We start from the raw sequence: 23,710 nt of genomic DNA on the forward strand, positions 1-23,710 counted from the left end.
CACTCCTCGCGCTCACCGGGCACCCACCCTTGGGGCCGTCGCCAGCCGGGCCACGTCCCGCAACACCTGGTCCAGGCTGCCCGCGCCGGCCCAGCGCACCACGGGCACACCGTGCTCCCGGAGTTGCCCGATCATCGTCTCCCGGTCCAGTCGCCACAGGCGGTACGCCACCTCGGCCCACCCCCGGTCCTTCGGCGGAGTCAGGTCGGCCGGCAACGTGTCGACCGCCACCACGAAGCGGCCGGCGCGCGCCAGCCGTGCCAGCATCTGCGCCGACCGCTCGTCCAGCAGCGGGGTGAGGACCACCACCAGCGCGTCCGAGGAGAGCAACTGCGGACCGAAGACCTGGTCGTATGGCTCGTGCTGAGCCGCCTCGGCGCGTACGTCGAGCAGCCATTCCAGCACCGTCAGGTACTGCCGGCGGCCGGCGCCGGGGCGCAGTCGGCGGGCGCCCGGCCCGTACTCGAGCAGCGACACCCGGTCGCCCCGGTGCAGGTAGTGCTCGGCGATCGCGGCGGTGGCCCGCACGGTGGTGTCCAGTACGGACGCGGCGCCGTCCACACCGCCGGAACGGCCCGCCTCGGCGAGCAGGTCGAGCAGTACCACCACCTCGGCGTCGCGGTCGGACAGCGTCGCCGCGACGTGCAACTGCCGGGCGCGCAGCGACACCCGCCAGTCGACGCGGCGGAGTCGGTCGCCCGGGGCGAAGACCCGCACTCCGGCCAGCTCACCGCCCTCTCCGGGACGGCGGGAGTGGTGCGCGCCCACCAGACCGGCGGCGCGGGGCATCGCCTCCACCGCCTCGAACGGCTCGGTACGCGGGTAGACCCGTACCCCGACCGGTTCGGTGATCACCGCCCGGGACACCAGCAGGCCGCCCGCCGCGGCGACCCGCGCCCCGGCCGGGCCGACGGGGTGCCGACCCCACCGCAGAGCCCGCCCGGCCAGTTCCAGGTCCACCGCCGCGCCGCTGGGCACCGAGGTCACGAACGGCCGGTCGGCGGCCGAGCGTCCCCGGCCGGGGGCGGGCGAGGTGGCGGTGGCTGGCGGCGCGGCGACGGGTTCGACACCGGCGAAACCGGCACGGGCGATCCGCAGCCACGGCGAGACCCGCGACCGAACCACCACAAGGTCGTAGTCGACCGTGTCCGGGTTGCCGACACTCACCGCCGCCGCCACCTCACCGCCCTCGACCAGCGGTCCGTCCTCGGCACTGGTGATCCAGACCTGCGGCAGCGCGGTGGGCCGGCGACGCAGCGCGTACGCGGTACCCAGCGCGAGCGGCGCCGCCAGCACGACGAGGTCGACCCGTCCCAGCAGCACCCCCGCCACCAGCAACAGGCCGGCGAGCAGCACGGCGCGGCCGAGCGCGGGGGTGGGCGCCCAGCCGGCGCTCGATTCCGGCTCGGTGGATCGCGGCGCGGACGCGGTCGGACCGGTCATCAGTGCCGGGGCCCGCCGGCGGCGTAGCTGGGCAGGGCGCCGCTGGCCGGAGCCGGCGTCCCCTCCAACACCTCTCCGACCACGAACGCCGGGTCGACGCGGCGCAGCCACATCTCGGGGCGCAGGGTGATCCGGTGGGCGAGCGCGGGGGCGGCGACCGCCTTGACGTCCTCCGGCACCACGTAGTCCCGGCCGTCGAACACCGCGCGTACCCGGGACAGCAGCAGCAACGCCAACGAGCCACGCGGCGAGGCGCCGACCAGCACCGACGGGTGTTCCCGGGTGGCCGCCGTGAGCGCCACGATGTACCGGCCGATCGAGTCCTCCACCACCACGTCCTCCAGGGCGGCCTGCATGGCCCGCAGGGTGGCGGCGTCCACCACCGGTTTGATGTCCGCCTCCTCGCGGCGGCGGCCCATCCGGCGGCGCAGCACCTCCCACTCCTCCTCCTGGTGGGGGTAGCCGAAGGAGACCCGGAGCAGGAACCGGTCGAGCTGCGCCTCGGGCAGCGGGTACGTGCCCTCGTACTCGATGGGGTTGGCGGTCGCCAGCACGTGGAACGGCTCGTCCAGTTTGTACGTGACGCCCTCGACCGAGACCTGCTTCTCCTGCATGGCCTCGAGCAGCGCGGACTGGGTCTTCGGCGGCGTCCGGTTGATCTCGTCGGCGAGGAGCAGGTTGGTGAAGACCGGCCCGGCCCGGAAGGTGAAGTCGCCGTTGCGCTGGTCGTAGAGGAAGGAGCCGGTGACGTCGGCGGGGAGCAGGTCGGGGGTGAACTGGAGGCGGCGGAAGTCCAGCCCGAGCGCCTGCGCGAAGGAGCGCGCGGTCAGCGTCTTGCCGAGGCCGGGCAGATCCTCCAGGAGCACGTGCCCACCCGCCAGGATGCCGGCGAGGACCAGTTCCAACGCGTCGCGCTTGCCGACCACGACGGTGCCGACCGCGTCCAGGACGGCCCGCGCCAGGCGACCGACCTCGGTGGCGGGCATGCTCCGGTCCACGTCGTTCATCAGATCTTCTCCAGTTCGGCGACGATCACCGCGAGATCGCGCGGCGACGGGGGGCGTCGGGGCGGGGTTTCCAGGAACGTCCACAGCCGGTCGCCCAGCAGGGCGCGGGCGCGGACCGGATCCGACTCACGGGTCACGGAGTGCTTCAGGCGAAGCCGCTCGTCGGCCAGTTCCGCGAGCCGGGGCAGGATCACCCCGGTGAAGCGTTCGGGTCGCGTGGTGGACCAGTCCAGCGGCAGTTCCCAGCCGTTGATCGCGGCGCGCAGCGCGTCCCGGGCACCCCAGTTCCAGGTGCCGTCGTCGTCCTGGGCGAGCCGGGTGCGGGACCTCGCCGCGGGTGGCGGTGCGAGCGCGGCGGCGACCCGGCGTACCGCGGACACGGCGAACACCCCGGCGATCAGGATCGCCAGGGAGATCTGCAGGCCGACCGCCCGCAGACCGACGACGAGGACGGCGACCAGGGCCGCGTTGCCGAGAAGGGCCCGGAACACCCGCCCGGCCCGGCCACCGGACCGCCCGTCGTCGTGCCTCGGCCGCTCCTCCTCGAAGGTGAGCAGGTCGTCGATGCTGGCGCTGCCACTCATGCCGGCACCTCGGGCGGGCCAGTCGTCACGATGGTGAGTTCGCCACGCAACCGCCGCAGCGCGGCACGGGCCTGGTCGCGGGTGCCCGCGCCGACCTCACGCGTGGCGTACCGGGCCTCGCGGTAGACGTGCGCGAACTCGGCCAGCACGTCGGCGCTGACGATCGCCGGGACACCTGTCGACTCGTCGCCCCGCAGCAACCGGGTGACCAGGTCGGTCGGTGTGTCGCCGAGATGCCGGGGCACACCGGCGGCGGAGGCGGCCTCCTCCAGACGTACCCAGCAGGCGATGACCGCGACCCGCGGATCGGTGGACTGGTCGTCCAGCTCCACCAGGCCGGCGTCCAGGGCGGCGACCACCTCGCGGGCCGTGCCCTCGGCCGTACGCCGGGCCCGCTGCGCCGGTAGGACCCGCGAGGTACGACGCAGCGCGCCACGCAGCAGGATCCAGGTCAGGTAGCCGAGCACCGCGAGGATCGCCAGCCCGAGCAGGGCCATCGCCACAGTCGCGATCCACTGCGGGATGTGCGCCTGGGTGGCCTCGCCGGCGTCCCTCGGTTCGACGGGGATCGACGGCGACGGCACGTCCGTCGGGTATTCCGGTACCCACGGCACGTTCGAGGCGGCCGGCGGGATCCGGCTCGCGCCGATCGACGAGTGGGCGGACGCGAGCGCGGCCGCCGCGAGCAGGGCCGCCACCACACCCACCGGCCACCAACGGCGCAGCAGGCCGAGCACCGGGCGGACCACACCCGATCCGGCGGGCGGCGACGGCGCGGGCGGGCGTGTTCCGGTCGTCATCGCCACCACCCCACGCGTCCTCAGTCCACTTCGGCCAGCTGCTTGGCCCGGCCGAAGACGTCGTCCAACATCCCCGGTGTCAGCCGCCCGGTGAAGGTGTTCTGCTGGCTGACGTGGTAGCAACCGAGCAACTCCGGCACGGCCGCGCCGGACCAGTGTGCCCCATGGCCGAACGCCGGTCGCGGGCTGGGCGGGCGCTGCCCGTACACGTGGCGGAGCACCGGCCACCACGCGGCCCAGGCGAACGCGCCCAGCGCGACCACGACGCGCAGGGTGGGTCGGATCAGCGTGACCTCACGGTGCAGCCAGGGCGCGCAGGTGTCCCGTTCGTCCGGGGTGGGCTTGTTGTCCGGCGGCGCGCAGCGGACGGCCGAGAAGATCCGGGTGTCCCGCAGGGTGAGCCCGTCGTCGGCGGCGACGCTGGTCGGCTGGTTGGCCAGGCCGGCCCGGTGCAGGGCCGCGAAGAGCACGTCGCCCGAGCGGTCGCCGGTGAAGATCCGGCCCGTGCGGTTGCCGCCGTGCGCGGCGGGCGCGAGGCCCAGGATGGCGATGCGCGCGTCGCCGGGCCCGAATCCGGGCACCGGCCGACCCCAGTACTCCTGGTCGCGGAAGGCCGCCCGCCGGGTGCGGGCCACCTCCTCCCGCCACCCGACCAGCCGGGGGCAGGCGAAACAGTCGCTGACCGCGGCGTCGAGATCGGCCAGGTCCGCCGCCCGCGCGGCACGGGCGACGACCTGATCGGGGGTACGGGACTCAGCCAAGCTTGGCCCGGAAGAGTTCGAGGGTGCGCGCCCACGCGCTGGAGGCGGCGCGCTGGTCGAACGCCTCCGGCCGGTCGTCGTCGAAGAACCCGTGCGAGGTGCCCGGGTAGTCGTAGAGCTGGCAGGTGCCGCCGGCCTCTTCGACGGCGCGACGTACGGCCTGCACACCCTCGTCGGTGGAGGTGCCGTCCTGATCGGAGCAGTGGACGATGGCCGCCTTGCCGGCGTAGTCGACCCAGTCGGAACGCATCGACTCCCCCGACAGGGCGGGATAGAAGCCCGCGGTGGCCACGATCCGCTCGGAGCGGGTCGCCGACTTGAGAGCCAGGCTGCCACCGGCGCCGAACCCGACCGCGCCGACCTTGCCGGTGACCTCGGGACGCCCGGCGAGGTAGTCGGCGGCGTCCGCGACGTCCTTCGCCGCCTCGGCCACTCGCGTCGCCAACTCGTGCTGCGCCTCGGCCGCCTGGTTGGTCTCCGTGTCGTGCCGGAAGTTCGGGACGAGGGCGACGAAGCCGGCCTCGGCGAACCGGTCCGCGACCGACCGGATGTGCGGGACCAGGCCCCACGACTCCTGCAGGACGATGACGGCCGGGCTGGCCGTGCCGCTCGCGGGTATCGCGAGATACCCCTCGCTCGTGCCCCCGTTGCTGCGGTAGCTCACCATGTCGCCCATCGGCCGTCCTCCTAGCGGTCAGTCATCGTTGGCTGGTCGCCCAGTGGTCCTACGTGCCGGTAGCCTGCCACGCCGTGACCCCGGCCGGGAAGACGTCGGAACAGTGGCATTTACCTCCCGTTCGCCGGGCGTTGACTGCGGGTACGCCGACGGCGGCGGGGAATGTTCCCCGCCGCCGTCATCGGTGCTTCAGGCGTGTTATCAGGCCTTCTTGGTCAGGCAGAGCACGTAGCCCTTCTTGCCCGACTCGATGCTGTAGAAGACGTACCCCTCCTGGCCTTCCTTGAAGAACTCGTTGCAGGTGGTCTCGGACTTGGCCTGGGTCTCGGTCTGCCCGTCGAGCCGACCGACCACGTTGTATGCGGCGTCGGTGGAGGTGCACTCGACGACCTTGGCGCCGTCGACCTTCTCCTCCTTGTCCCCCTTGATCTCGGGCAGCTCGGCGATGCAGTCGCCGGCCTTCGCGTCAGCGGTCTCGTCCTTGTTCACGAAGTTGCCGATGGCCGTGCCGAGGCCGAACTTCAGGCCGGCGATGACGAGGAAGATGACGATCGCGCCGATGATGCCGAGCGCCTTCTTACCGCCGGACTTACCCTCCGGCTCGGCCGGCGGCGGCGTCTCGACGGCCGGCTGGGCCGGCGTGCCGACGGCCGGCTGGGCCGGCGTCTCGGCGGCCGGCTGGGCCGGCGCTGCGTCGGACGCGGGGGGCGGTGCGACCTGCTCTGACACGGGGGTTCCTTCCGAGGGATGAATGAGCAGACGACACCGTAACGATCATTGATTTCCGGTGCCGTCCCGCTCGCCTCGTCCGTTCAGCTATTTCCCAGCATCGCGTGCATGATCTGGTTCACATCGCCCCTCAGCTCGTCGGGGTCGGGGTCGGCTCGTCACTCGGCGTCGCGCTCGGGCTTGCCGGCGCTGCGCTCGGGCTTGCCGGCGTCACGGTCGGGGTCGGCGTGCCGGTGGGTGACTCGCTGGCCGACGGCGTGCTGGTCGACGCCTCGGGCAGTCGCGGACCCCGGGGCCCGAACGGCGGCCGGTCCGGGCAGTACGGGTACGGCCGCAGCAGCGGGTTGCCGTACTCGTCGACGCGGCCTTCACAGTCCGGGTAGCCCAGCCGGATCGGATTGCCGTTCTGGTCGAAGAGCCGGGCGTTCTCCACCAGCCGACCCTCGCTGTCGTAGACGAAGACGTCCCGCACCTGGCTGTACGGGTCGTTGATCGACGTCGGATCGATGCCGTAGTCGCCGTACCGCATCCGGTCCTCGGCCTGCATGAGAGCGGAGAGCGCGAAGACGACGAGCACCGCGCTGCCGACCTGCACCGCCGAGCGCGGCCAGCGGGTGAGCTGGGCCGAACGGCGGCCGAGCCAGATCGAGGCGAGCACGAAGCCCACCAGCATGATCAGACCGGCGAGCAACTCCCCACCGAAGCGGGGCAGCACCCCGAAGCTGCCGCCGGTGCTGATCACGGTGAGCAGCATGGCCGCCAGGTAGCCGCGCAGCACCCACCAGGCGGGGCGCAGCAGACGGAGGAATTCGCTCGCCGTCGCGTACCCCAGGGGTGGGCCGAGCCGGGAGTCGAGCGCGCGCAGGCGGCTGCGGACCCGGACCACGGCGGCGGCGACCCGGTGGTCCAGGTTGCGACCGCCGCCGACACCGACGCCGGCAGCGGCGCGCAGCTCGGCGGCGTACGCCTCCGGCTCGCCCAGCCGCTCGACGAGGGTGCCCTCGGCCTCGGCGGCGACCTCCGTGAGGTGGTCGGCGAGGTCCTCGGTCAGCTCGGTGCGGCGATCCGGCGGCAGGTCGGCCAGTGCGGCCCGGACCCGCGCCACGTAGTCGGTGATCTCCTGCTCCATGACGGTCATGCCGCCAGCCCCCGATCGTCGAGCAGCGTGTCCATGGTGGTGGCGAACGAGCGCCAGAGCTTGCCGGAGCGGGTCAACTGGTCACGCCCGGCGGCGTTGAGCGAGTAGTACTTGCGGTGCGGCCCGGTCTCGCTCGGCACGACGTAGGTGGTGAGCAGACCGGCGGCGAAGAGACGGCGCAGGGTGCCGTAGACCGAGGCGTCGCCGATCTCCTCCAGGCCGGCCTCGCGGAGCCGGCGCAGGATGTCGTAGCCGTAACCGTCCTCTTCGCGCAGGACGGCCAGGACGGCCAGATCGAGCACGCCCTTCAACAATTGTGTGGTGTCCACGCATTGCACACTAGTGTGCAATGCGAAGTAGCGTCAACGACTCGCCGATGTGTGGGTGTCGATCAGCATCAGACGGGTTGGAGGCTCCAGGCGATGCCGTCGAGGATGTCGTGCTCGGACGCCACCACCGAGGGCATGCCGGCCCGCTCCATGATCACGCGCAGCACCAGCGCCCCCGCACCGATCACGTCGGCCCGTCCCGGATGCATCACCGGGATCTCCAGCCGCTGCGCGCTGGTCCGCTCCAGCAGGTCCGCAGTCACCCGCGCCACCGCCTCGTACGACACCCGGGCGTGGTGGATGCGCTCCGGGTCGTACTCCTGAAGGTTCTGAGCGATGGCGACCACGGTGGTGACCGAACCGGCGAGGCCGATGAGGGTGGCCGCCTCGCGGCCGGGCACCGCCGCGAGCGCCCGGTCCACGACGGCGGCGACGTCGGCCTCCGCCGCCGCGACCTGCTCCGGCGTCGGCGGGTCACCCGCCAGGTGCCGTTCGGTCATCCGGACGCAGCCGATGTCCACCGAGATCGCCGACCGCACACCGGCCCGGTCACCGACCACGAACTCGGTCGAGCCGCCGCCGATGTCGACGACGAGGAACGGCTCCTCGGCGTCGGCCGGCAGCCCGCGCACCGCCCCCGTGAACGACAGCCGGGCCTCCTCGTCGCCGCTCACCACCTCGGGCGCGACGCCGAGGGTCTGCCGCACCATCTCGGTGAAGTCGGCGGCGTTGGCAGCGTCCCGCGAGGCGGAGGTCGCGCACATGCGCACCCGCTGGGCGCCCAACTTCTCGATGTCGGCGGCGTACGACGCGAGCGCCACCCGGGTCCGCTCGATCGCCTCCGGGGCGAGCCGGCCGGTCCGGTCCACCCCCTGACCCAGCCGGACGATCTCCATCCGCCGGGTCACGTCGGTCAGCGGGGCCTGCGGCCCGGCCGACTCCTCCGGCAGGTCGGCGACCAGCAGTCGGATCGAGTTGGTCCCGCAGTCGATGGCCGCCACACGCGTCGTCACCCGGCAACCCTACGACAGCCCGCCACCGACGCCGGGAGGCCAGTCTCCGATGAGCGTGATGCCTCTGGGTCATCTTGATGACGCACCGGCATCACGCTCAACCGAGCGGTCGGCGCCCGACAGCTCGACGTCGAACGGTGACTACAACCGCAGCAGCATCCGGGTGTTGCCCAACGTGTTGGGCTTGACCCGCTCCAGGTCCAGGAATTCCGCGACACCCTCGTCGTACGAGCGCAGCAGCTGCTCGTAGACCGGCTGCGGCACCGGCGCGCCGTCGATCTCGCGGAAACCGAACGAGCCGAAGAACTGGGTCTCGAAGGTCAGCACGAAGATCCGTGCCACACCCAGCTCCCGGGCCGCGGCGATCAGCTCGCCGACCAGCCGGTGCCCGATGTGCTGACCTCGACAGGACGGATCCACGGCCACCGTACGGATCTCGGCCAGGTCCTCCCACATCACGTGCAGCGCCCCGCAGCCCACCACGACGCCGTCGTCGGCCCGGACCGCGACCCGGAACTCCTGCACGTGCTCGTACAGGGTCACGGTGGCCTTGCTCAGCAGCCGCCGGTCGTTGGTGTACGTGTCGACCAGTCGACGGATGCCCCGCACGTCCCCGGTGCGGGCACGCCGCAGCAGGATCTGCCCCTCGGCCTGGGTGGTCATTCGCTGTCGGGCACGTCCACGCACGGCCCCGCCGTCCACCAGGGCTCGACCAGCGCCAACGTCTCGTCGCCGAACGGGTTCACGCCGGGGCCGGCGCCCAGGGCGTGGCCGAGGTGCACGTGCAGGCACTTCACCCGGCCCGGCATCCCACCGGCCGAGATGCCGGCGATCTCCGGCACCTCACCGATCGCGTCCCGGCGGGCGAGGTAGTCCTCGTGCGCCGCCCGGTAGTGGGCGGCCAGCTCCGGATCGGTCGCCAACCGGTCGGCCATCTCCCGCATCAGCCCCGCCGACTCCAGCCGGCTGCACGCCGCGGTGGCCCGGGGGCAGGTCAGGTAGAACAACGTCGGGAACGGGGTGCCGTCGGCGAGGCGGGGCGTCGTCTCCACCACGTCGGGCAGGCCGCACGGGCAGCGGTGGGCCACCGCCCGGGTGCCCCGGGGCGGGCGGCCGAGCTGCGCGGCCACCGCGGCCAGGTCGGCCTCGGTCGCCGGTTCCCGCTGCGGCAGGGGTACGGAATCCGCCGCCGACTCCGACGGGGGTACGACAGTCACGGTGCTCGTCTCTCCTGGTGTGCTGGTCGGTGGATCACTTGCCCGGCTGCTGGCTGTCCGCCGCGCGTACGCTCGACCAGAGGGTGTCGTACCAGGTCGAAGGCCCGGCCGGGGCACCCGAACCGGCCGGCTTGCCGGCGTCGCGGGCCGCGCCCTCGGCGTCGTTCATGACCACCATCATCTTCTCGCCCGGCCGGCCCATGAAGAACCGCTCCCGGGCCTTGGTCTCGATGAACTCGTCGTCCTGCCACTTGGCGGCCTCGGCGGCGAGTCGGGCGATCTCCTTCTCCTGCGCCGTCTGCGCGGCCTCCATCCGTTCGATGTCGGCCTGCTGGTCGAGGTAGACCCGCACCGGGTAGGTGTACGCCAGGGCGAGCGCGATCAGCACCGCGAACAGGACGGTGGCCCGCCCGGTGAAGCGACGGGGATGGGGTGCGGCGAGCCGCTTGACGGCACCGCCACCGGCGGCGGTACGCCGGGCGGCGGCCGGACGACTCGCGGAGCGTCCGCCCTCGGCGCCCCGGACCGTGCCCGGGGCGCGACCGGCGGCGCCGCGTGTTTCGGCGCGTACGCCGGCGTCCCGGAGCGACCCGCGGGCGGCCCGCCCGGCACCCGGCCGGCCAGCCTGACCCGGTCGGCGGGCGGGCCGTTGACCACCCGGTGTGCGGCGCTGCATCGTCACACCCCTCCCCCGAGGCTACGTCTGTCGCGTACGTGCGCCGGGAGGCCCCACCTGGGGCCTCCCGGCAACCCCACTCAGGCCGAACGGTAACGCGGGAAAGCACCCGCGCCCGCGTAGCGCGCCGCGTCGGCCAGCTCCTCCTCGATCCGGAGCAGCTGGTTGTACTTGGCGACCCGGTCCGAGCGGGCCGGAGCGCCGGTCTTGATCTGACCACAGCCGGTGGCGACCGCCAGGTCGGCGATGGTGGTGTCCTCGGTCTCGCCGGAGCGGTGGCTCATCATGCACTTGAAGCCGGCCCGGTGGGCCAGGTCCACCGCGTCCAGGGTCTCGGTCAGCGAACCGATCTGGTTGACCTTCACGAGGACGGCGTTGGCGGCCTTCTCCGCGATGCCACGGGCGATGCGCTGCGGGTTGGTCACGAACAGGTCGTCACCGACGATCTGCACCCGGTCGCCGATCGACGCGGTCAGCGTCTGCCAGCCGGACCAGTCGTCCTCGGCCAGCGGGTCCTCGATCGACACGATCGGGTACTCGTCGGCGAGCTTGGTGTAGTAGGTGCTCATGTCCTCGGCGGACTTCGCGGCGCCCTCGAAGGTGTAGGTGCCGTTCTCGAAGAACTCGGTGGCCGCCACGTCGAGCGCGAACACGATGTCGGTGCCGAGCCGGTAGCCGGCCTTCTCGACCGCCTCGGCGATCAGGTCCAGGGCAGCCGCGTTGGTGGGCAGGTTCGGCGCGAAGCCACCCTCGTCACCGAGCCCGGTCGACAGGCCCTTCTTCTTGAGCACCGACTTCAGCGCGTGGTAGACCTCCGCGCCGGAGCGCAGCGCCTCGCGGAAGGTGGGCGCGCCGATCGGCGCGATCATGAACTCCTGGACGTCGACGTTGGAGTCGGCGTGCGCGCCACCGTTGAGGATGTTCATCATCGGCACCGGCAGCAGGTGCGCGTTCGGGCCGCCCAGGTAGCGGAAGAGGCTCAGCTCGGCGCTGCTGGCGGCGGCCTTCGCCACCGCGAGGGAGACCCCGAGGATGGCGTTCGCGCCCAGCTCCGACTTGCTGTCGGTGCCGTCGATGTCGAGCATCTTCTGGTCGATGAGCCGCTGCTCGCTGGCCTCGTAGCCGATGAGCTGGTCGACGATCTTGTCTTCGACGTTGGAGACCGCCTTCTCCACGCCCTTGCCCTGGTAACGGTCGGCGTCACCGTCGCGCAGCTCGATCGCCTCGAACGCGCCGGTGGAGGCGCCGGAGGGCACCGCGGCGCGGGCCACCGTGCCGTCGTCCAGGCCGATCTCGACCTCGACCGTCGGGTTGCCCCGCGAGTCGAGAATCTCCCGCGCGACGATTCCCTCGATGGTTGCCACTGAGTCGCTCCTCGTTGTTGTGATCCGGTCCGTGGGTGGGCCGCGACGGTGCGGCTGAGGCAGGTGTTGAACGCAGCGTATCGGGCGACGAGATCGGGCACGGCGTCGCCCGCGCACCCGAGTCGCCCCGCGGTGACGGACATTCCCGTATTTCCGGGCGTCAACCGGCAACGGGTTTGCGCTGCGCGGACTAGATCCACCAGGCTGGTCGCCATGCCCGCCGCCACGACCACCCTCCGCATGCTCGCCGTGTCGGTCATCGCGTCGCTCACGGTCACCGGCTGTCAGACATTCGAGGACGCCGGCAGCGCCATGGGTCGCTCGGATCTCGTCAACGACCTCGCCGCCCGCCTCGACCGGGCACTGGAGTTGACCTACACGGCCGACTACCAACTGCCCGGCGGCCAGACCGCCGCGATCGTCCAGGCGCAGGACCCGGCCCGCTCCGCCTACACCTACCCGGGTGGGCGGCTCACCGTCACCCCCGACGCCGTCACCCGCTGCACAGCGACCGGCGGTCGGATGGCGTGCACACTCGTCGCGCCACCCACCCCCGGCAGCAAGCCCACGGTGGCGCTGTTCGACGAGGCGAACCAGCAGGGTCTCGTCACCCCGCCCGTGGTGGTCGGCCTGCTGACCGCCGCCGCCCTCGACCCGCAGGCAGTGATCAAGCAGAGCGACACCACCGTCGCCGGGCACCACGCCGCCTGCGTCGAGGTACAGCGCTCGGACGGCGACTTCAGCGCCTGCGTGACCACCGAGGGTGTGCTCGGCAGCTTCCTCGGCTCGGTCGACGGCAAACCAATGGAGCTGGCGTTGAGCGACTACTCCGAGTCGGTCGAGAAGGACGCGTTCGACCCGCCCGCCGGAGCAGGCGTCGTCGACAACCGCCCCGGCGGCTCCTGACGTCGTACCCCCGGCTCCTGCTGGCTGTGCCGGCGCGACGGGTGACCGTCCGACGGCCCGGCGGGCGTCAGACGCCGAGCAGGGCGCGCAGGTGGCGCGGCGGCGGGCAGTCGTGGGCGAGCATCGCGTCGTGCCAGTCGCGCGCCGACACCCCCTCCGGGCGGGCGGCGGCGATCTCGGCCACCTCGCTGTACCCGACGAAGTACGTGGAGAGCTGCGTCGAGGTGAGCAGGGACCGGCGCCACTTGCCGGCGGCCTCCCCCTCCTCCTGGAAGCCACGACCGGTCATCAACGCCATGGCCTCGGCCTCGGGCAGCTCCTCGGCGTGCACCAACTGGTCGAGCAGCGCGTTGATGGTCATGCGGAGCTGCATCTTGAGCTGCTGCATCCGCACCGGCAGACCGCCGAAGCCGAGACCGGCCATCAGCTCCTCGGCGTACACGGCCCAGCCTTCGACGAACGGGCCGGAGCGGGCCAACGCCCGCACCCGCGTGCCGCCGACGTGCCGCCGGGCGTGGGCGAGCTGGAGGAAGTGGCCGGGCATCGCCTCGTGCACGGTCAGGTTACGAACCATGTGATCGTTGTACTCGCGGTAGAAGGAGTCGACACGCTGCGCCGACCAGTCCGCCGGGGTGGGCGCGATGCAGTAGAACGTCGGCACCGCCGCGGTCTCCAACGGGCCGGGCGAGTCGCAGTACGCCACCGCGACGCCCCGCGCGAACTCCGGCATCTCCTGGATCACGCACCGGTCGTCGACCAGGGTGACCAGGTCGTGCAGCCGGACGAAATCGGTCGCCTCGTCCAGGGTCACACCGGCCAGCTCGACGATCGTCGAGTCGTCCGGGTGCTCGGCGGCCAACAGGTCCAGCGCCCGGCGTACCGTCTCGTCGTCGGCCGGACCACCGACCAGCTCGACGGCCGCCGCGCGGATCTCCTCGGTGACCCGGTCCAGGTTGGCCCAGGCCCGGCGCTGGATCTCGGCGGCCCCCAGCTCGGTGTCGAGGGTGTGCCAGAGCCGCGCCTCCCAGCGTCGGCGGCCCAGGCGCGGGTCGCGGCCGGGCCCGGCGTCGGCGGCCAACCGGACCCGCAGCCAGGCGACGAACTCGTCCAGCGCGGCGATCGCGGCGGTCGCCGCCGGCTCGACCCGCTCGAAGCCGCCCGGCGCCTGCGCGATCAGGCCCGGTAGCTCGTCACGGATGAGCACGGCCGTGCCGGTGAACTGCCCGACCGCCGTCTCCGCGTGGATCCGCGGCATGTCCCGCAGCGTCGCGCGTGCGGTGGCGAGGGCATCCGGTACGGCGGCGAGCCGACCGACGAGCTGGGTCAGGCGCACCTCGGCCGGGGCGTACGGGCGGGCCAGCAGGGGGTGCAGCAGCGGGCCGGGGTTGTGGAACAGGGGGTCCCACTCGTGCGACCGGATCTCGGTGAGCTCGAACAGCTCCCGGTCGACGAAGGAGGTGAGCAGCGCGTGGTCGACCTGTTCGTCGACGTCGAGCGCGTCCGGGTCCAGTTCGGAGAGTGCGTTCGCCGCGTCGGTGAGCATCACCCGGTCGGCGGCCAACGCGTCGGCGGACAGGTCAGGAAGCCGATCGTCGAACCGATGATCGCCAGCCGAGGTGGCAACCCCCGGCCGCGCCTCCAGCAGTGCCTCGACAACCCGCTCAGCCAGTACCCCAAACGCTTCCACCGGACAACCCTACCGACCACCCCGCACCCAGCCGTGTTGATCAAGAGGTTCGCGTCAGATACGAGCCGGATCCTGACGCGAACCTCTTGATCAACCTCGTTCGGCGGCGCGGATGGATTCGGCGTGGGTCAGGGTCGCGCGGCGCAGGGCTGCCTCGGGGTCGAGGTTGGCCCTGCGGGCTTCTGAGACCAGGGTCAGGAGGGTGGCGCCTAGGCGCTCCTCCTCGTCCAGCCCCGTGTCGGGGGACGGGGTTTCGACGGTCAGGTTGGCGCGGGCGGCGCGGGCGAGGATCTGCGCGGCCAGGGACAGGGCAGGTTGGCTGAGCGCCACGCCGTCCAACACCGAGTCGCGCGCCTTCTCGACCCGCTTGATCCGCTCCCAGTTGGCGGTGATCTCCTCCAGCGTGCCCGCCTCCGCACCGGCGAAGACGTGCGGATTGCGCCGGATCATCTTGTCGACCAGGCCACCGGCCACGTCGTCGATGTTCCACCGCTCACCCTCGGGCAGCTCCTCGGCGAGCCGCGCGTGCAGCACCACCTGGAGCAGCACGTCGCCCAACTCCTCGCGGAGCGCGTCGGTGTCGTCGGCGCTGATCGCGTCGTACGCCTCGTAGCTCTCCTCCAGCAGGTAACCCGCGAGGCTACGGTGCGTCTGCGCCCGCTTCCACGGGTCACCGCCCGGCGAGGCCAGCCGGTCCAGCACGGCCACCGCGTCGAGCAGCCGTGCCCCCGGCGGATCCCACGAGCCGTACATCAGCTCCATCTCGGCGAGCCCCGGCTCCCGGGCCAGCCGCAGACCCAACTCCCGGGCCAGCGACTCGTCCCCGGCCGGTCCGGCCAGCCAGACCGCCGTACCGTGCGCCGCGACCATGTCCAGCAACGCCTGCGTGGCCGGGCCGGCCACGACGGTCACCTCGGCGCCCGCCTGCCGCACGGCCGTGGTCAACTCGCTCTCCGCGCCGGTCAGCACCGGATGCTGGCGTACGACGTCCCAGGCGGCCGAGGTCAGCAGGCCGGCCGGCAGCCGGGGCGAGGTGACCAGCAGGACGATCCGTGCCGTCATGCTCAGCTGGCCGTACCCTCGGCGTCCGGGTTGGGGCTCGACGGCGACGGCGACACGTCCGGGGTGGAGACGTCGGTGACCGTGCTGCTGGCCCGGTCCAGGTAGGGCAGGTCGTACAGAGCAGTGCCCTGGTTCGGCACCTGGAACAGGGCCGGAATCTCCAACGACGAGTAGCGCGGATTGACGGTGACGTCCTCCCGCTTGACCTCTTCCTTGAAGGCCGTGCTGAGCGCCACCACCGCGTTCACCTGCGGAGCGATCTCCGGTGCCCCGAACCGCTCGCGCTGCTCCTCGACGGACCAACCGGCGGAAGCGACCCCGCTCTTCACCAGAGCGTCGTAGATTGCCGAACGCTCGTCGTCGGTCAGCTCGGCCGGCGGCAGACCCGCCTGCAGGGCGGAGAAGTGGTTGTACCAGTCGGCCGCGAGCTTCGCGTACTCGGAGCCGGGGACCTGGAGGCTCTGACCCAACTCGTCGGCCTTGATCTGGTCCTTGACCGTGATGTTCTTCTCCGCGACCACTCGCTTGGCGAGGTCGAGGCCGACGAGCAGGTTGAGCATGTCCTGCCGGGTCGCCTTGAAACGCAGCTGATCGGGCGAGGGAGTTGCCGACGGGCCGTTCTGCTGCGCGAACGCCGCTCGGGCGTTCGTCTCGTACTTCGCCTGCGCCTCCGCGAAGAGGGTGTCGACCCGGTCCACCGAGTAGGTGGTGTCACCGACATAGGCGGCGACGCTCGGCGCGGATCTGCCGCAGGCAGCGAGGGAGAGGGCAGCCAGGGCCGCGACGCTGGCGGCGACGATCACACGGCGAGCACGCATACCGGTCACTCTCTCATGCCCTCTCCCACGCTGTGACGGCCCCCACCTCACCGCGCCGACGTCGCGGCCACAACCCGGCTCGCGTACGCGCCTCGCCCGCGTACGGGACCGTCACGCGGGCGCGGCGGCGAGCGGCGCGGGGGCGCCCAGGACGTCGGCGAGCAGTTGCGCACACCATTCGAGCAACGCCTGGTCGCGCAGCGGTTCGCCACCGATCCGACGGGTGCTCGGCCGGGGCACGCTGACCTGGTCGGTGGCCTGCTTGTAGACCGCGTCCGGGTGGTAGCGCTTGAGCCGCATCTGCTTCGAGTCCGGCAGCGGCAGCGGCCCGAACCGGATGTGCTTGCCCTGCATGGTCACGTCGGACAGGCCGTACCGGCGGGCCAGCAGGCGGAACCGGGCCACCGCCACCAGGTTCTGCACGGGGGCGGGCGGCTCGCCGTACCGGTCGGTCATCTCGGCGACGACCTCGCGCAGGCGGTCCTCGTCGCGCGCCTCGGCGAGCTTGCGGTACATCTCCAGGCGCAGGCGTTCCACGCCCACGTAGTCGTGCGGCAGGTGCGCGTCGACCGGCAGGTCGATCTTGACGTCGGTCTCCTCCTCCTGGCGCTCGCCCTTGAACGCGGAGACCGCCTCGCCGACCATCCGCACGTACAGGTCGAAGCCGACGCCCTCGATGTGCCCGGACTGCTCACCGCCGAGCAGGTTGCCGGCACCCCGGATCTCCAGGTCCTTCATGGCCACGTACATGCCGGCGCCCAGCTCGGTGTGCTGCGCGATGGTGGCCAGCCGCTCGTGGGCGTGCTCGGTGAGCGGCTTCTCCGGCGGGTAGAGGAAGTACGCGTACGCCCGCTCCCGGCCCCGGCCGACCCGACCCCGGATCTGGTGCAGCTGGGCCAGCCCGAGCAGGTCGGCCCGCTCGACGATCAGGGTGTTGGCGTTCGGGATGTCGATGCCCGACTCCACGATGGTCGTGCAGACCAGGACGTCGAACTCCTTCTCCCAGAAGCCGACCATGACCTTCTCCAGGGCCTCCTCGCCCATCTGCCCGTGCGCCACGGCCACCCGCGCCTCGGGCACCAGCTCGCGCAGCCGCCGCGCCGCCCGGTCGATCGACTCGACCCGGTTGTGCAGGTAGAAGACCTGCCCGTCGCGCAGCAGCTCGCGGTGGATGGACGCGGCGACCTGCCGGTCGTCCTGCGCGCCCACGAAGGTGAGCACCGGGTGCCGCTCCTCCGGCGGGGTGGCGATGGTGGACATCTCCCGGATGCCGGTGATCGCCATCTCCAGGGTGCGCGGGATCGGGGTGGCCGACATGCTGAGCACGTCCACCGAGGCGCGCAGCGTCTTCAGGTGCTCCTTGTGCTCGACACCGAAACGCTGCTCCTCGTCGACGATCACCAGCCCGAGCTGCTTGAACCGCGTCGCCGTCTGCAGGAGCCGGTGCGTGCCGATGACGATGTCGACGGTGCCGTCGGCGACCATCTCCAGCGTCCGCTCGGTCTCCTTGGCGGTCTGGAACCTCGACAGCTGCCGGATCTGCACCGGGAACTGGCTCATCCGCTCGGCGAACGTGTTGTAGTGCTGCTGCACCAGCAGGGTCGTCGGCACGAGCACCGCCACCTGCTTACCGTCCTGCACGGCCTTGAACGCCGCCCGCACCGCGATCTCGGTCTTGCCGTAGCCGACGTCGCCACAGATCAACCGGTCCATCGGGACGGTCTGCTCCATGTCCCGCTTGACCTCGTCGATCGCGGCGAGCTGGTCGGGCGTCTCCTGCCACGGGAAGGCGTCCTCCAACTCGCGCTGCCACGGGGTGTCCGGGCCGAACGAGTGGCCCTTGGACGCCTTGCGAGCGGCGTAGAGCTGGATGAGCTGCGCGGCGATCTCCCGGACCGCCTTGCGGGCACGGGCCTTGGACTTCTGCCAGTCCGAGCCGCCCATCTTGTGCAGGGTCGGCTGCTCACCGCCCACGTAACGGGAGAGCTGGTCGAGCTGGTCGGTGGGGACGAACAGCCGGTCGCCGGGCTGGCCACGCTTGCTGGCCGCGTACTCGATGACCAGGTATTCCCTGCTGGCGCCGTTGACGGTGCGCTGCACCAGCTCGACGTACCGACCGATGCCGTGCTGCTCGTGCACCACGTAGTCGCCGGCCTTGAGCTCCAGCGGGTCGATCGTGTTGCGCCGGCGGCTCGGCATCTTGCGCATGTCCCGCGTCGAGGTGCCCCGGCCACCGGTCACGTCGTTACCGGTCAGCAGCACGAAACGGGACGCCTCGTCGACGAATCCGCTGGTCAGCGCGCCACAGGTGACGACCAGGTCGCCGGGGGCGGGTGCGGTGGGCACCTCCTCGGTGAGCCGCGCGCCCAGGCCCGCGTCGCGCAGGACCTCCACGGCACGCTGGGCGGGGCCGTGCCCCTCAAAGACCAGCGCGATCGACCAGCCCTCGCCGGCCCAGCGCTTGAGGTCGTCGACGACCCGCGCGGTCTCGCCGTGGTAGAGCGGGGCGGGCTGGGCGGCGAGGGTCACCGCGATGGCGTCGTCCGGGGTGACGCTGGCCTGCTCGGGCGCGTCCTCCCAGGGCTGCCGCGCCTCGGCGGTCTCCGCCTCGACCAATCCGAACGGGGACAGCGTCCACCAGGGCTGGCGGAGCGTGCCGGCGGTGGCGCGTACCTCGGCCAGGGTGCGGAAGGCGGCGGCGCCGACGTCCACCGGTGCCTGGCCGCCGACCGCGGCGGCGGCCCAGGAGGCCTGCAAAAACTCCTCAGAGGTACGCACCAGATCGTGCGCCCTCGTGCGAATGCGCTCCGGGTCGCACAGCAGGACGTGGGTGCCGGCCGGCATCGCGTCCAGCAGCAGCTCCAGCGAGTCGGGGCCGACCAGCACCGGGGCCAGCGACTCCATCCCCTCCACCGGGATACCCTCGGCCAGCTTGTCCAGGATCTCGGCCAGCTCGGGGTGCTGCTCGGCGAGCGCGGCGGCCCGCTCGCGCACTGTTGGGGTCAGCAGCAGCTCCCGGCAGGGCGGCGCCCACAGCAGCGGCACCTGCTCGATGGTGCGCTGGTCGGCGACCGCGAAGGTGCGGATCTCCTCCACCTCGTCGCCCCAGAACTCGACCCGGGACGGGTGCTCGTCGGTGGGCGGGAACACGTCCAGGATGCCGCCGCGCACCGCGAACTCGCCGCGCTTGGTGACCAGGTCGACCCGGGCGTACGCCATGTCGGTGAGTCGGCGGGCGACCACCTCAAGGTCCGCTTCCTCGCCGGCCGCGAGCTGCACCGGTTCCAGGTCACCGAGGCCCTTGAGCTGCGGTTGCAGCAGCGACCGGACCGGGGCGACCACCACCCGCAGGGGGCCGGTCCGACCGTGCGCGTCAGCCGACTCGGGGTGCGCGAGGCGGCGCAGCACGGCCAGCCGTCGGCCCACCGTGTCCGATCGGGGGGAGAGCCGTTCGTGCGGCAGCGTCTCCCAGGAGGGGAAGACCACCACCTGCTCCGGCGGCAGCAGCCCGCCGAGCGCGGCGGCCAGGTCGTCGGCCTCGCGGGTGGTGGCGGTCACGGCCAGCACGGGTCGCCCGGCCCCGCCGGTGTCCGCGGCGACGGCCGCGACGGCGAACGGGCGCAGCGCGGCAGGAGCGGTGATGTCGAGGCCATCGACCTGGGCGGCACCGGAGCGCGCCAGGTCACGCGCCCGGGCCAGCCCGGGGTCGGCCAGGGCGGCGGAGAACAGACCGGTGAGCAAGGGAGTCCTTCCAGGGGAGTCGACGCACACGACGGCGGGCCCCTCGCCCAGTCGGACGGGGGGTGCGCACCCCACAAGCCTATCCCCGTCCACCGACACCCACCCCGTTCCGCCCAGGTCCCACGCCCTCGCGTCGCCCGCCCTCGCGCCCTCGTGCCCCGTGCCCTCGTGCCCCGCTCCGCCCCGCGCCCCGCTCCGCCTCGCGCCCCGCTCCGCCCCGCGCCCCGCGCCCCGCGCCCCGCGCCCCGCGCCCCGCGCCCCGCGCCCCGCGCCCAAGATCCTCACAACTTCGGGGATACTGCTGCTTCAGACGCGTCGGAGACAGCAATAACGGGGAAGTTGCGCGGATCTTGCCCGGCGCCCGCGATCTTGCCCCGCGCCCGCAGACTTGCCGCGTGCGCATGCGCTACAGCGCGAGCCGATGCGTACAGCGCGAGCCGATGCGTACAGCGCGAGTCCGCGCGGATCTTGACCGGGGCGGGACGCCGTGGTCGAGTGCGGGGATGGGTGAGCAGTGGCGGGCGCAATTCGACGCGGAGGTCAGCTTCGCCAACGGAGGCGGGCTGCGGACCGAGGGGTTCCGGCTGGACATCCCTGGGCCGGAGATCACCGATGACGATCTGGCCGCGCTCTTCGTCCGGCATCTCGGGCTGCTCATGGTCGCCGAGGTCCGGATCAGCGCGAAAACGATCATCGAGGAACCGCACAAGGGTGGCCGCGCCGTCGCCCCGACCGGCGGCGGTCGCCGGCTGGTGGAGTTGAGCCACGTCATCAGCGACGGGATGACCACCCTGCCCGGGTGGCCGGGTCCGCGGGTCACCGACTGGCTGACGTACGCGGCGTCCCGGGAGCGGTACGCGCCGGGCACCGAGTTCCACGTGGCCCGGATCGACATGATCGCCAACACCGGCACGTACGTGGACACCCCCGCCCACCGCTGGGCCGGTCGCGAGGATCTGACCGGGGTGTCGTTGGACCGCCTCGCCGACCTGCCCGGGGTGGTGGTCCGGGTACCGGCCGACACCCGAGCCGTGGATCGGCTGCTGCTGGCACCGTACGAGGTGGCCGGGCGTGCGGTGCTGCTGCACACCGGGTGGGACGCGCACTTCGGCGCCGAGCGGTACGCCGCGCCGGAGGCGCCGTACCTGAGCGAGGACGGCGCGCGGGCACTGGCCGACGCGGGCGCGGCCCTGGTCGGCATCGACTCGATCAACATCGACGACATGAGCCCGGCGGCGAACGGCGTACGCCCCGCGCACAGCGTCCTGCTCGCCGCCGGCATCCCGGTCGTGGAGCACCTGACCGGCCTGGGCGCGCTGCCGCCGACCGGGTTCCGGTTCACCGCGGCGCCGCCGATGGTGGCCGGGATGGGCACCTTCCCGGTCCGCGCCTTCGCCGTGGTCGAGAGCTGAGGTCGAGAGCCGTGGTCGAGAGCTGAGGCCGTGACGGTCACGGAACGCCGTGCGGTGCCGAGCAGGTCGGGAGTCGGGGGATGCTGTGCCCGCTGAGGGATTCGGTAGTGATCCGCGTCGGCACACCACCCCGGCCCGTTGGCGGGTGCTCGGGCACCCGGACGGGATGCTGATCTACCAGGTGCGCTGCATCGTCGAGAACCACGGGTGGACGGAGACCGTCACCCAGGACCGTCACAAGATCATGCTGGGCCGGTCCGGGGCGTACCGGCGTCGGCTCAACGGGCGGGTCGAGCTCTCCGACGCCACCTCGGTGCTGCTCACCCGGCCCGGGGACGACATGGCCGTGGCGCATCCGTTCGGCTGCGGCGACTCGTACACCTGCCTGGAGATCGATCCGTCGGTGCTGGCGGACCGGCCGGACGCCCAGCGCTGGATGGACCGGAGCGGCTGGGCGGGCACCTCGGACGCCACGCTGGACCTGGCGCACCGGCTGCTGGTGGCCGAGTTCCGGCGCGGGCTCGACCGGTTCGAGATGGCCGAGCGGCTCCAGCGGTTCCTGGCCCGCCTGCTGCACAACAGCGACCTCGCCGCGGACGAGGTGGACGCCGAGGTCGAGCGGGCCGTCCGCCGACGGCCGGCGACGCTGGCCGCGCACCGGCGGCTCGCCGACCGGGCGCGCGAGGTGCTGGCCCACTCCGGCTTCACCCTCGGCCTGGCTGAGGTGGCCCGGGAGGTGGGCAGCTCACCGCACCACCTCAGCCGGGTGTTCCAGCGGGTGACCGGCAGCAGCCTGACCGCCTACCGCAACCGCCTTCGGGTGCGCGCCGTACTGGACACCCTCGCCGAGCCCGACGGCCGTCCGCTGGGCGCGCTCGCCACCGAGTACGGCTTCGCCGACCAGGCGCACCTGACCCGGGTGGTCCGCGAGCAGGTGGGGCATCCACCCGCGCGCCTGCGTCGACTGCTCGCCCCCGCCGGGTCGGACCCGAGCGTCAGCGCCTGACACCGGACGCGGTGGAGGTGCCGTACCTGGGGCGTACGGCACCTCCCTGGGCGCGGGTCCGCACCGGGCTTCGGGCCTCCCCGAACAGGCCCGCGGGCTCCGGGTCGGCCACCCTGGGCGGGGGACCTCCGGACCGACGAGAACCATCGTCGCCGCGCCACCTTGAACAGGTCTTGAAGAAAATTGCTCGTCTGCGCCGGATGGCGGTCAGGATCGGACGCCCACCGGCAGAAAAGCCCCAAGCAGAACAAACCGCACCCTAGGCTGGCCTGGTGGACGAGTCGCCGGAGGTCCGGATACGCGACCAGATTCCTCGTACCGCCGGACTGCTGCTCGGCACCCTGGCGCTGGCCGTCGCGTTCATCGCCGCGTACGTCGGCGCCCTGCACCAACCCCACCCCCGCGACGTGCCGGTCGGCGTGGCGAGCGGCGACCAGGCCGCACGAACGGTCCTGACCGCCGTTCGCGACCGGACCAACACGATCAAGGCCATCGAGTACGCCGACCCGGGCGCCGCCGACGACGGTCTGACCAGCCGCGAGGTGTACGGGGTACTCGGCTCCACCCCCGACGGCGGGTTCGTCCTGACCACCGCCAGCGCCAGCGCGCCGGCCGCCACCGAGGTCGTCGTGCAGGTCCTCACCGCCGCCGCCGAACAGGCCCGGATGCCACTGCGGGTGGCCGACGAGGTGCCGGTCGCCGACACCGACCCGCGCGGTCTGGTCCCGTTCTACCTGGCGATCGGGTGCGTCCTCGGCGGGTACCTGGCCTCGACCGCGCTCGGCATCTCCGTCGGCACCACGCCGCGCACCCTGCGCCGCGCGGGCGTACGGATCGGCGCGCTCGCCGTCTACAGCGTCGTGCTCGGCATCGCCGGCGCGGTGATCGTCGGCCCGGTGCTGGACGTCTGGCACCACGACCTGCCGGCCGTCGCCGGCACCGGCATGCTCGCCGCCTTCGCCGCCGCGATGGTGGCCGCCGCCGTGCAGGGCTGGTTGGGCGTGCTCGGCACCGGACTGGTGATCCTGCTGCTGGTGGTGCTCGGCAATCCGGGTTCCGGCGGCATCTACGCCCCGGAGTTCCTGCCCACCTGGCTGCGCGGCATGCACCGGTGGAACGTGCCCGGACTCGCCACCGACCTGGTCAAGTCGGCGGTGTACTTCGACCGACGGTCGATCGGCTGGCCCCTGACCGGGCTGGCGCTGTGGGCGGTGGTCGCCCTGGCGGCCCTGCTCGCCGCGACCGTGGTGCGGGGAGGCCGGGCAGGCACCCGCGCAAGACCCTGAGGTGATCTCCGGGGTGTTCCGTCTCACGACGCGGCGCGCCCGGAGCCCCTCCTGC

General features: G+C 72.6%; 22 protein-coding genes. 4 read left to right on the forward strand and 18 right to left on the reverse strand.

The genetic code is table 11. From position 1 onward, the window contains the following. Positions 1–12 precede the first annotated feature (12 nt). The 14 genes from ACIBTX_RS00065 to eno form a co-directional block, all read right to left on the reverse strand. The gene (locus ACIBTX_RS00065; RefSeq protein WP_357130102.1) at positions 13–1,443 is read right to left on the reverse strand and encodes a DUF58 domain-containing protein; all 1,431 of its coding nucleotides are present in this window, start codon (positions 1,441–1,443) and stop codon (positions 13–15) included. After that, entirely contained in the window at positions 1,443–2,450 is a 1,008-nt protein-coding gene (locus tag ACIBTX_RS00070) for a MoxR family ATPase (protein WP_355048839.1), read from the reverse strand. Before ACIBTX_RS00070 ends, ACIBTX_RS00065 begins: the two co-directional genes overlap by 1 nt. Continuing rightward, positions 2,450–3,034: a hypothetical protein gene (locus ACIBTX_RS00075; protein WP_357130105.1), complete on the reverse strand. Its 585-nt coding sequence runs from the start codon at positions 3,032–3,034 to the stop codon at positions 2,450–2,452. The genes ACIBTX_RS00070 and ACIBTX_RS00075 overlap by 1 nt, the downstream gene beginning before the upstream one ends. After that, complete coding sequence (locus ACIBTX_RS00080) at positions 3,031–3,834, reverse strand: DUF4129 domain-containing protein (RefSeq protein WP_357130108.1); 804 nt, start codon at positions 3,832–3,834, stop codon at positions 3,031–3,033. The genes ACIBTX_RS00075 and ACIBTX_RS00080 overlap by 4 nt, the downstream gene beginning before the upstream one ends. A gap of 20 nt (positions 3,835–3,854) precedes the next feature. Continuing rightward, positions 3,855–4,595, reverse strand: coding sequence for a uracil-DNA glycosylase (locus tag ACIBTX_RS00085; protein ID WP_357130111.1), 741 nt, complete (start codon positions 4,593–4,595; stop codon positions 3,855–3,857). Next, positions 4,588–5,271 carry a dienelactone hydrolase family protein gene (locus tag ACIBTX_RS00090; RefSeq protein ID WP_357130114.1) on the reverse strand — a complete coding sequence of 228 codons (684 nt, stop codon included), beginning with the start codon at positions 5,269–5,271 and terminating at the stop codon, positions 4,588–4,590. The genes ACIBTX_RS00085 and ACIBTX_RS00090 overlap by 8 nt, the downstream gene beginning before the upstream one ends. A gap of 201 nt (positions 5,272–5,472) precedes the next feature. Continuing rightward, positions 5,473–6,000 (reverse strand): hypothetical protein, encoded by a 528-nt coding sequence (locus tag ACIBTX_RS00095; protein ID WP_357130117.1) that lies wholly within the window; start codon positions 5,998–6,000, stop codon positions 5,473–5,475. A gap of 130 nt (positions 6,001–6,130) precedes the next feature. Further along, complete coding sequence (locus ACIBTX_RS00100) at positions 6,131–7,138, reverse strand: HAAS signaling domain-containing protein (RefSeq protein ID WP_357130120.1); 1,008 nt, start codon at positions 7,136–7,138, stop codon at positions 6,131–6,133. Continuing rightward, complete coding sequence (locus ACIBTX_RS00105) at positions 7,135–7,467, reverse strand: PadR family transcriptional regulator (RefSeq protein WP_007455685.1); 333 nt, start codon at positions 7,465–7,467, stop codon at positions 7,135–7,137. The genes ACIBTX_RS00100 and ACIBTX_RS00105 overlap by 4 nt, the downstream gene beginning before the upstream one ends. Before the next feature lie 68 nt (positions 7,468–7,535). Continuing rightward, positions 7,536–8,468, reverse strand: a complete 933-nt coding sequence (locus tag ACIBTX_RS00110; protein ID WP_357130413.1) for a Ppx/GppA phosphatase family protein — start codon at positions 8,466–8,468, stop codon at positions 7,536–7,538. Between the two features lie 153 nt (positions 8,469–8,621). After that, complete coding sequence (locus ACIBTX_RS00115; protein ID WP_357130123.1) at positions 8,622–9,143, reverse strand: amino-acid N-acetyltransferase; 522 nt, start codon at positions 9,141–9,143, stop codon at positions 8,622–8,624. Beyond that, a complete protein-coding gene (locus ACIBTX_RS00120) occupies positions 9,140–9,697 on the reverse strand; it encodes a DUF501 domain-containing protein (protein ID WP_357130126.1) in 558 nt (185 codons plus the stop codon). The genes ACIBTX_RS00115 and ACIBTX_RS00120 overlap by 4 nt, the downstream gene beginning before the upstream one ends. Positions 9,698–9,731: 34 nt before the next feature. Further along, positions 9,732–10,373 (reverse strand): septum formation initiator family protein, encoded by a 642-nt coding sequence (locus tag ACIBTX_RS00125; protein WP_357174961.1) that lies wholly within the window; start codon positions 10,371–10,373, stop codon positions 9,732–9,734. Positions 10,374–10,453: 80 nt separating this feature from the next. After that, entirely contained in the window at positions 10,454–11,737 is a 1,284-nt protein-coding gene (eno, locus tag ACIBTX_RS00130; protein WP_355048850.1) for a phosphopyruvate hydratase, read from the reverse strand. 213 nt (positions 11,738–11,950) lie between these two features. Between eno and ACIBTX_RS00135 the strand changes: the two genes are divergently transcribed. Then, positions 11,951–12,643, forward strand: coding sequence for a hypothetical protein (locus ACIBTX_RS00135; RefSeq protein WP_357174964.1), 693 nt, complete (start codon positions 11,951–11,953; stop codon positions 12,641–12,643). 67 nt (positions 12,644–12,710) lie between these two features. On the opposite strand, the gene ACIBTX_RS00140 is transcribed toward ACIBTX_RS00135, so the two are convergent. The 4 genes from ACIBTX_RS00140 to mfd all read right to left on the reverse strand — a co-directional run bounded on the left by ACIBTX_RS00140 (position 12,711) and on the right by mfd (position 19,951). Further along, positions 12,711–14,330, reverse strand: a complete 1,620-nt coding sequence (locus ACIBTX_RS00140) for a DUF885 domain-containing protein (protein ID WP_357174967.1) — start codon at positions 14,328–14,330, stop codon at positions 12,711–12,713. A 90-nt stretch (positions 14,331–14,420) separates the two neighbouring features. After that, entirely contained in the window at positions 14,421–15,392 is a 972-nt protein-coding gene (locus tag ACIBTX_RS00145) for a nucleoside triphosphate pyrophosphohydrolase (RefSeq protein ID WP_396831738.1), read from the reverse strand. A gap of 2 nt (positions 15,393–15,394) precedes the next feature. Continuing rightward, positions 15,395–16,210 (reverse strand): hypothetical protein, encoded by an 816-nt coding sequence (locus ACIBTX_RS00150; RefSeq protein ID WP_357130141.1) that lies wholly within the window; start codon positions 16,208–16,210, stop codon positions 15,395–15,397. Between the two features lie 111 nt (positions 16,211–16,321). After that, on the reverse strand, positions 16,322–19,951 hold the full coding sequence (gene mfd / locus ACIBTX_RS00155; RefSeq protein ID WP_357174973.1) for a transcription-repair coupling factor: 3,630 nt from the start codon (positions 19,949–19,951) through the stop codon (positions 16,322–16,324). 503 nt (positions 19,952–20,454) lie between these two features. Here mfd and ACIBTX_RS00160 point away from each other — a divergent pair. The 3 genes from ACIBTX_RS00160 (at position 20,455) to ACIBTX_RS00170 (ending at position 23,655) form a co-directional block, all read left to right on the forward strand. Then, the gene (locus ACIBTX_RS00160) at positions 20,455–21,363 is read left to right on the forward strand and encodes a cyclase family protein (protein WP_357130147.1); all 909 of its coding nucleotides are present in this window, start codon (positions 20,455–20,457) and stop codon (positions 21,361–21,363) included. Positions 21,364–21,448: 85 nt separating this feature from the next. Beyond that, positions 21,449–22,369: a helix-turn-helix domain-containing protein gene (locus tag ACIBTX_RS00165; protein WP_396831741.1), complete on the forward strand. Its 921-nt coding sequence runs from the start codon at positions 21,449–21,451 to the stop codon at positions 22,367–22,369. 272 nt (positions 22,370–22,641) lie between these two features. Then, entirely contained in the window at positions 22,642–23,655 is a 1,014-nt protein-coding gene (locus tag ACIBTX_RS00170) for a hypothetical protein (RefSeq protein WP_357395944.1), read from the forward strand. Positions 23,656–23,710 lie beyond the last annotated feature (55 nt).

It is taken from the genome of Micromonospora sp. NPDC049359 (assembly GCF_044466585.1).
GTDB lineage: Bacteria > Actinomycetota > Actinomycetes > Mycobacteriales > Micromonosporaceae > Micromonospora.

Bases quoted from the DNA above. Each gene is read 5' to 3' on its own strand.
- ACIBTX_RS00065 (WP_357130102.1), bottom strand. From the start codon at position 1,443: ATGACCGGTCCGACCGCGTCCGCGCCGCGATCCACCGAGCCGGAATCG.
- ACIBTX_RS00070 (WP_355048839.1), bottom strand. From the start codon at position 2,450: ATGAACGACGTGGACCGGAGCATGCCCGCCACCGAGGTCGGTCGCCTG.
- ACIBTX_RS00075 (WP_357130105.1), bottom strand. From the start codon at position 3,034: ATGAGTGGCAGCGCCAGCATCGACGACCTGCTCACCTTCGAGGAGGAG.
- ACIBTX_RS00080 (WP_357130108.1), bottom strand. From the start codon at position 3,834: ATGACGACCGGAACACGCCCGCCCGCGCCGTCGCCGCCCGCCGGATCG.
- ACIBTX_RS00090 (WP_357130114.1), bottom strand. From the start codon at position 5,271: ATGGGCGACATGGTGAGCTACCGCAGCAACGGGGGCACGAGCGAGGGG.
- ACIBTX_RS00100 (WP_357130120.1), bottom strand. From the start codon at position 7,138: ATGACCGTCATGGAGCAGGAGATCACCGACTACGTGGCGCGGGTCCGG.
- ACIBTX_RS00115 (WP_357130123.1), bottom strand. From the start codon at position 9,143: ATGACCACCCAGGCCGAGGGGCAGATCCTGCTGCGGCGTGCCCGCACC.
- ACIBTX_RS00125 (WP_357174961.1), bottom strand. From the start codon at position 10,373: ATGCAGCGCCGCACACCGGGTGGTCAACGGCCCGCCCGCCGACCGGGT.
- ACIBTX_RS00135 (WP_357174964.1), top strand. From the start codon at position 11,951: ATGCCCGCCGCCACGACCACCCTCCGCATGCTCGCCGTGTCGGTCATC.
- ACIBTX_RS00145 (WP_396831738.1), bottom strand. From the start codon at position 15,392: ATGACGGCACGGATCGTCCTGCTGGTCACCTCGCCCCGGCTGCCGGCC.
- ACIBTX_RS00150 (WP_357130141.1), bottom strand. From the start codon at position 16,210: ATGCGTGCTCGCCGTGTGATCGTCGCCGCCAGCGTCGCGGCCCTGGCT.
- ACIBTX_RS00160 (WP_357130147.1), top strand. From the start codon at position 20,455: ATGGGTGAGCAGTGGCGGGCGCAATTCGACGCGGAGGTCAGCTTCGCC.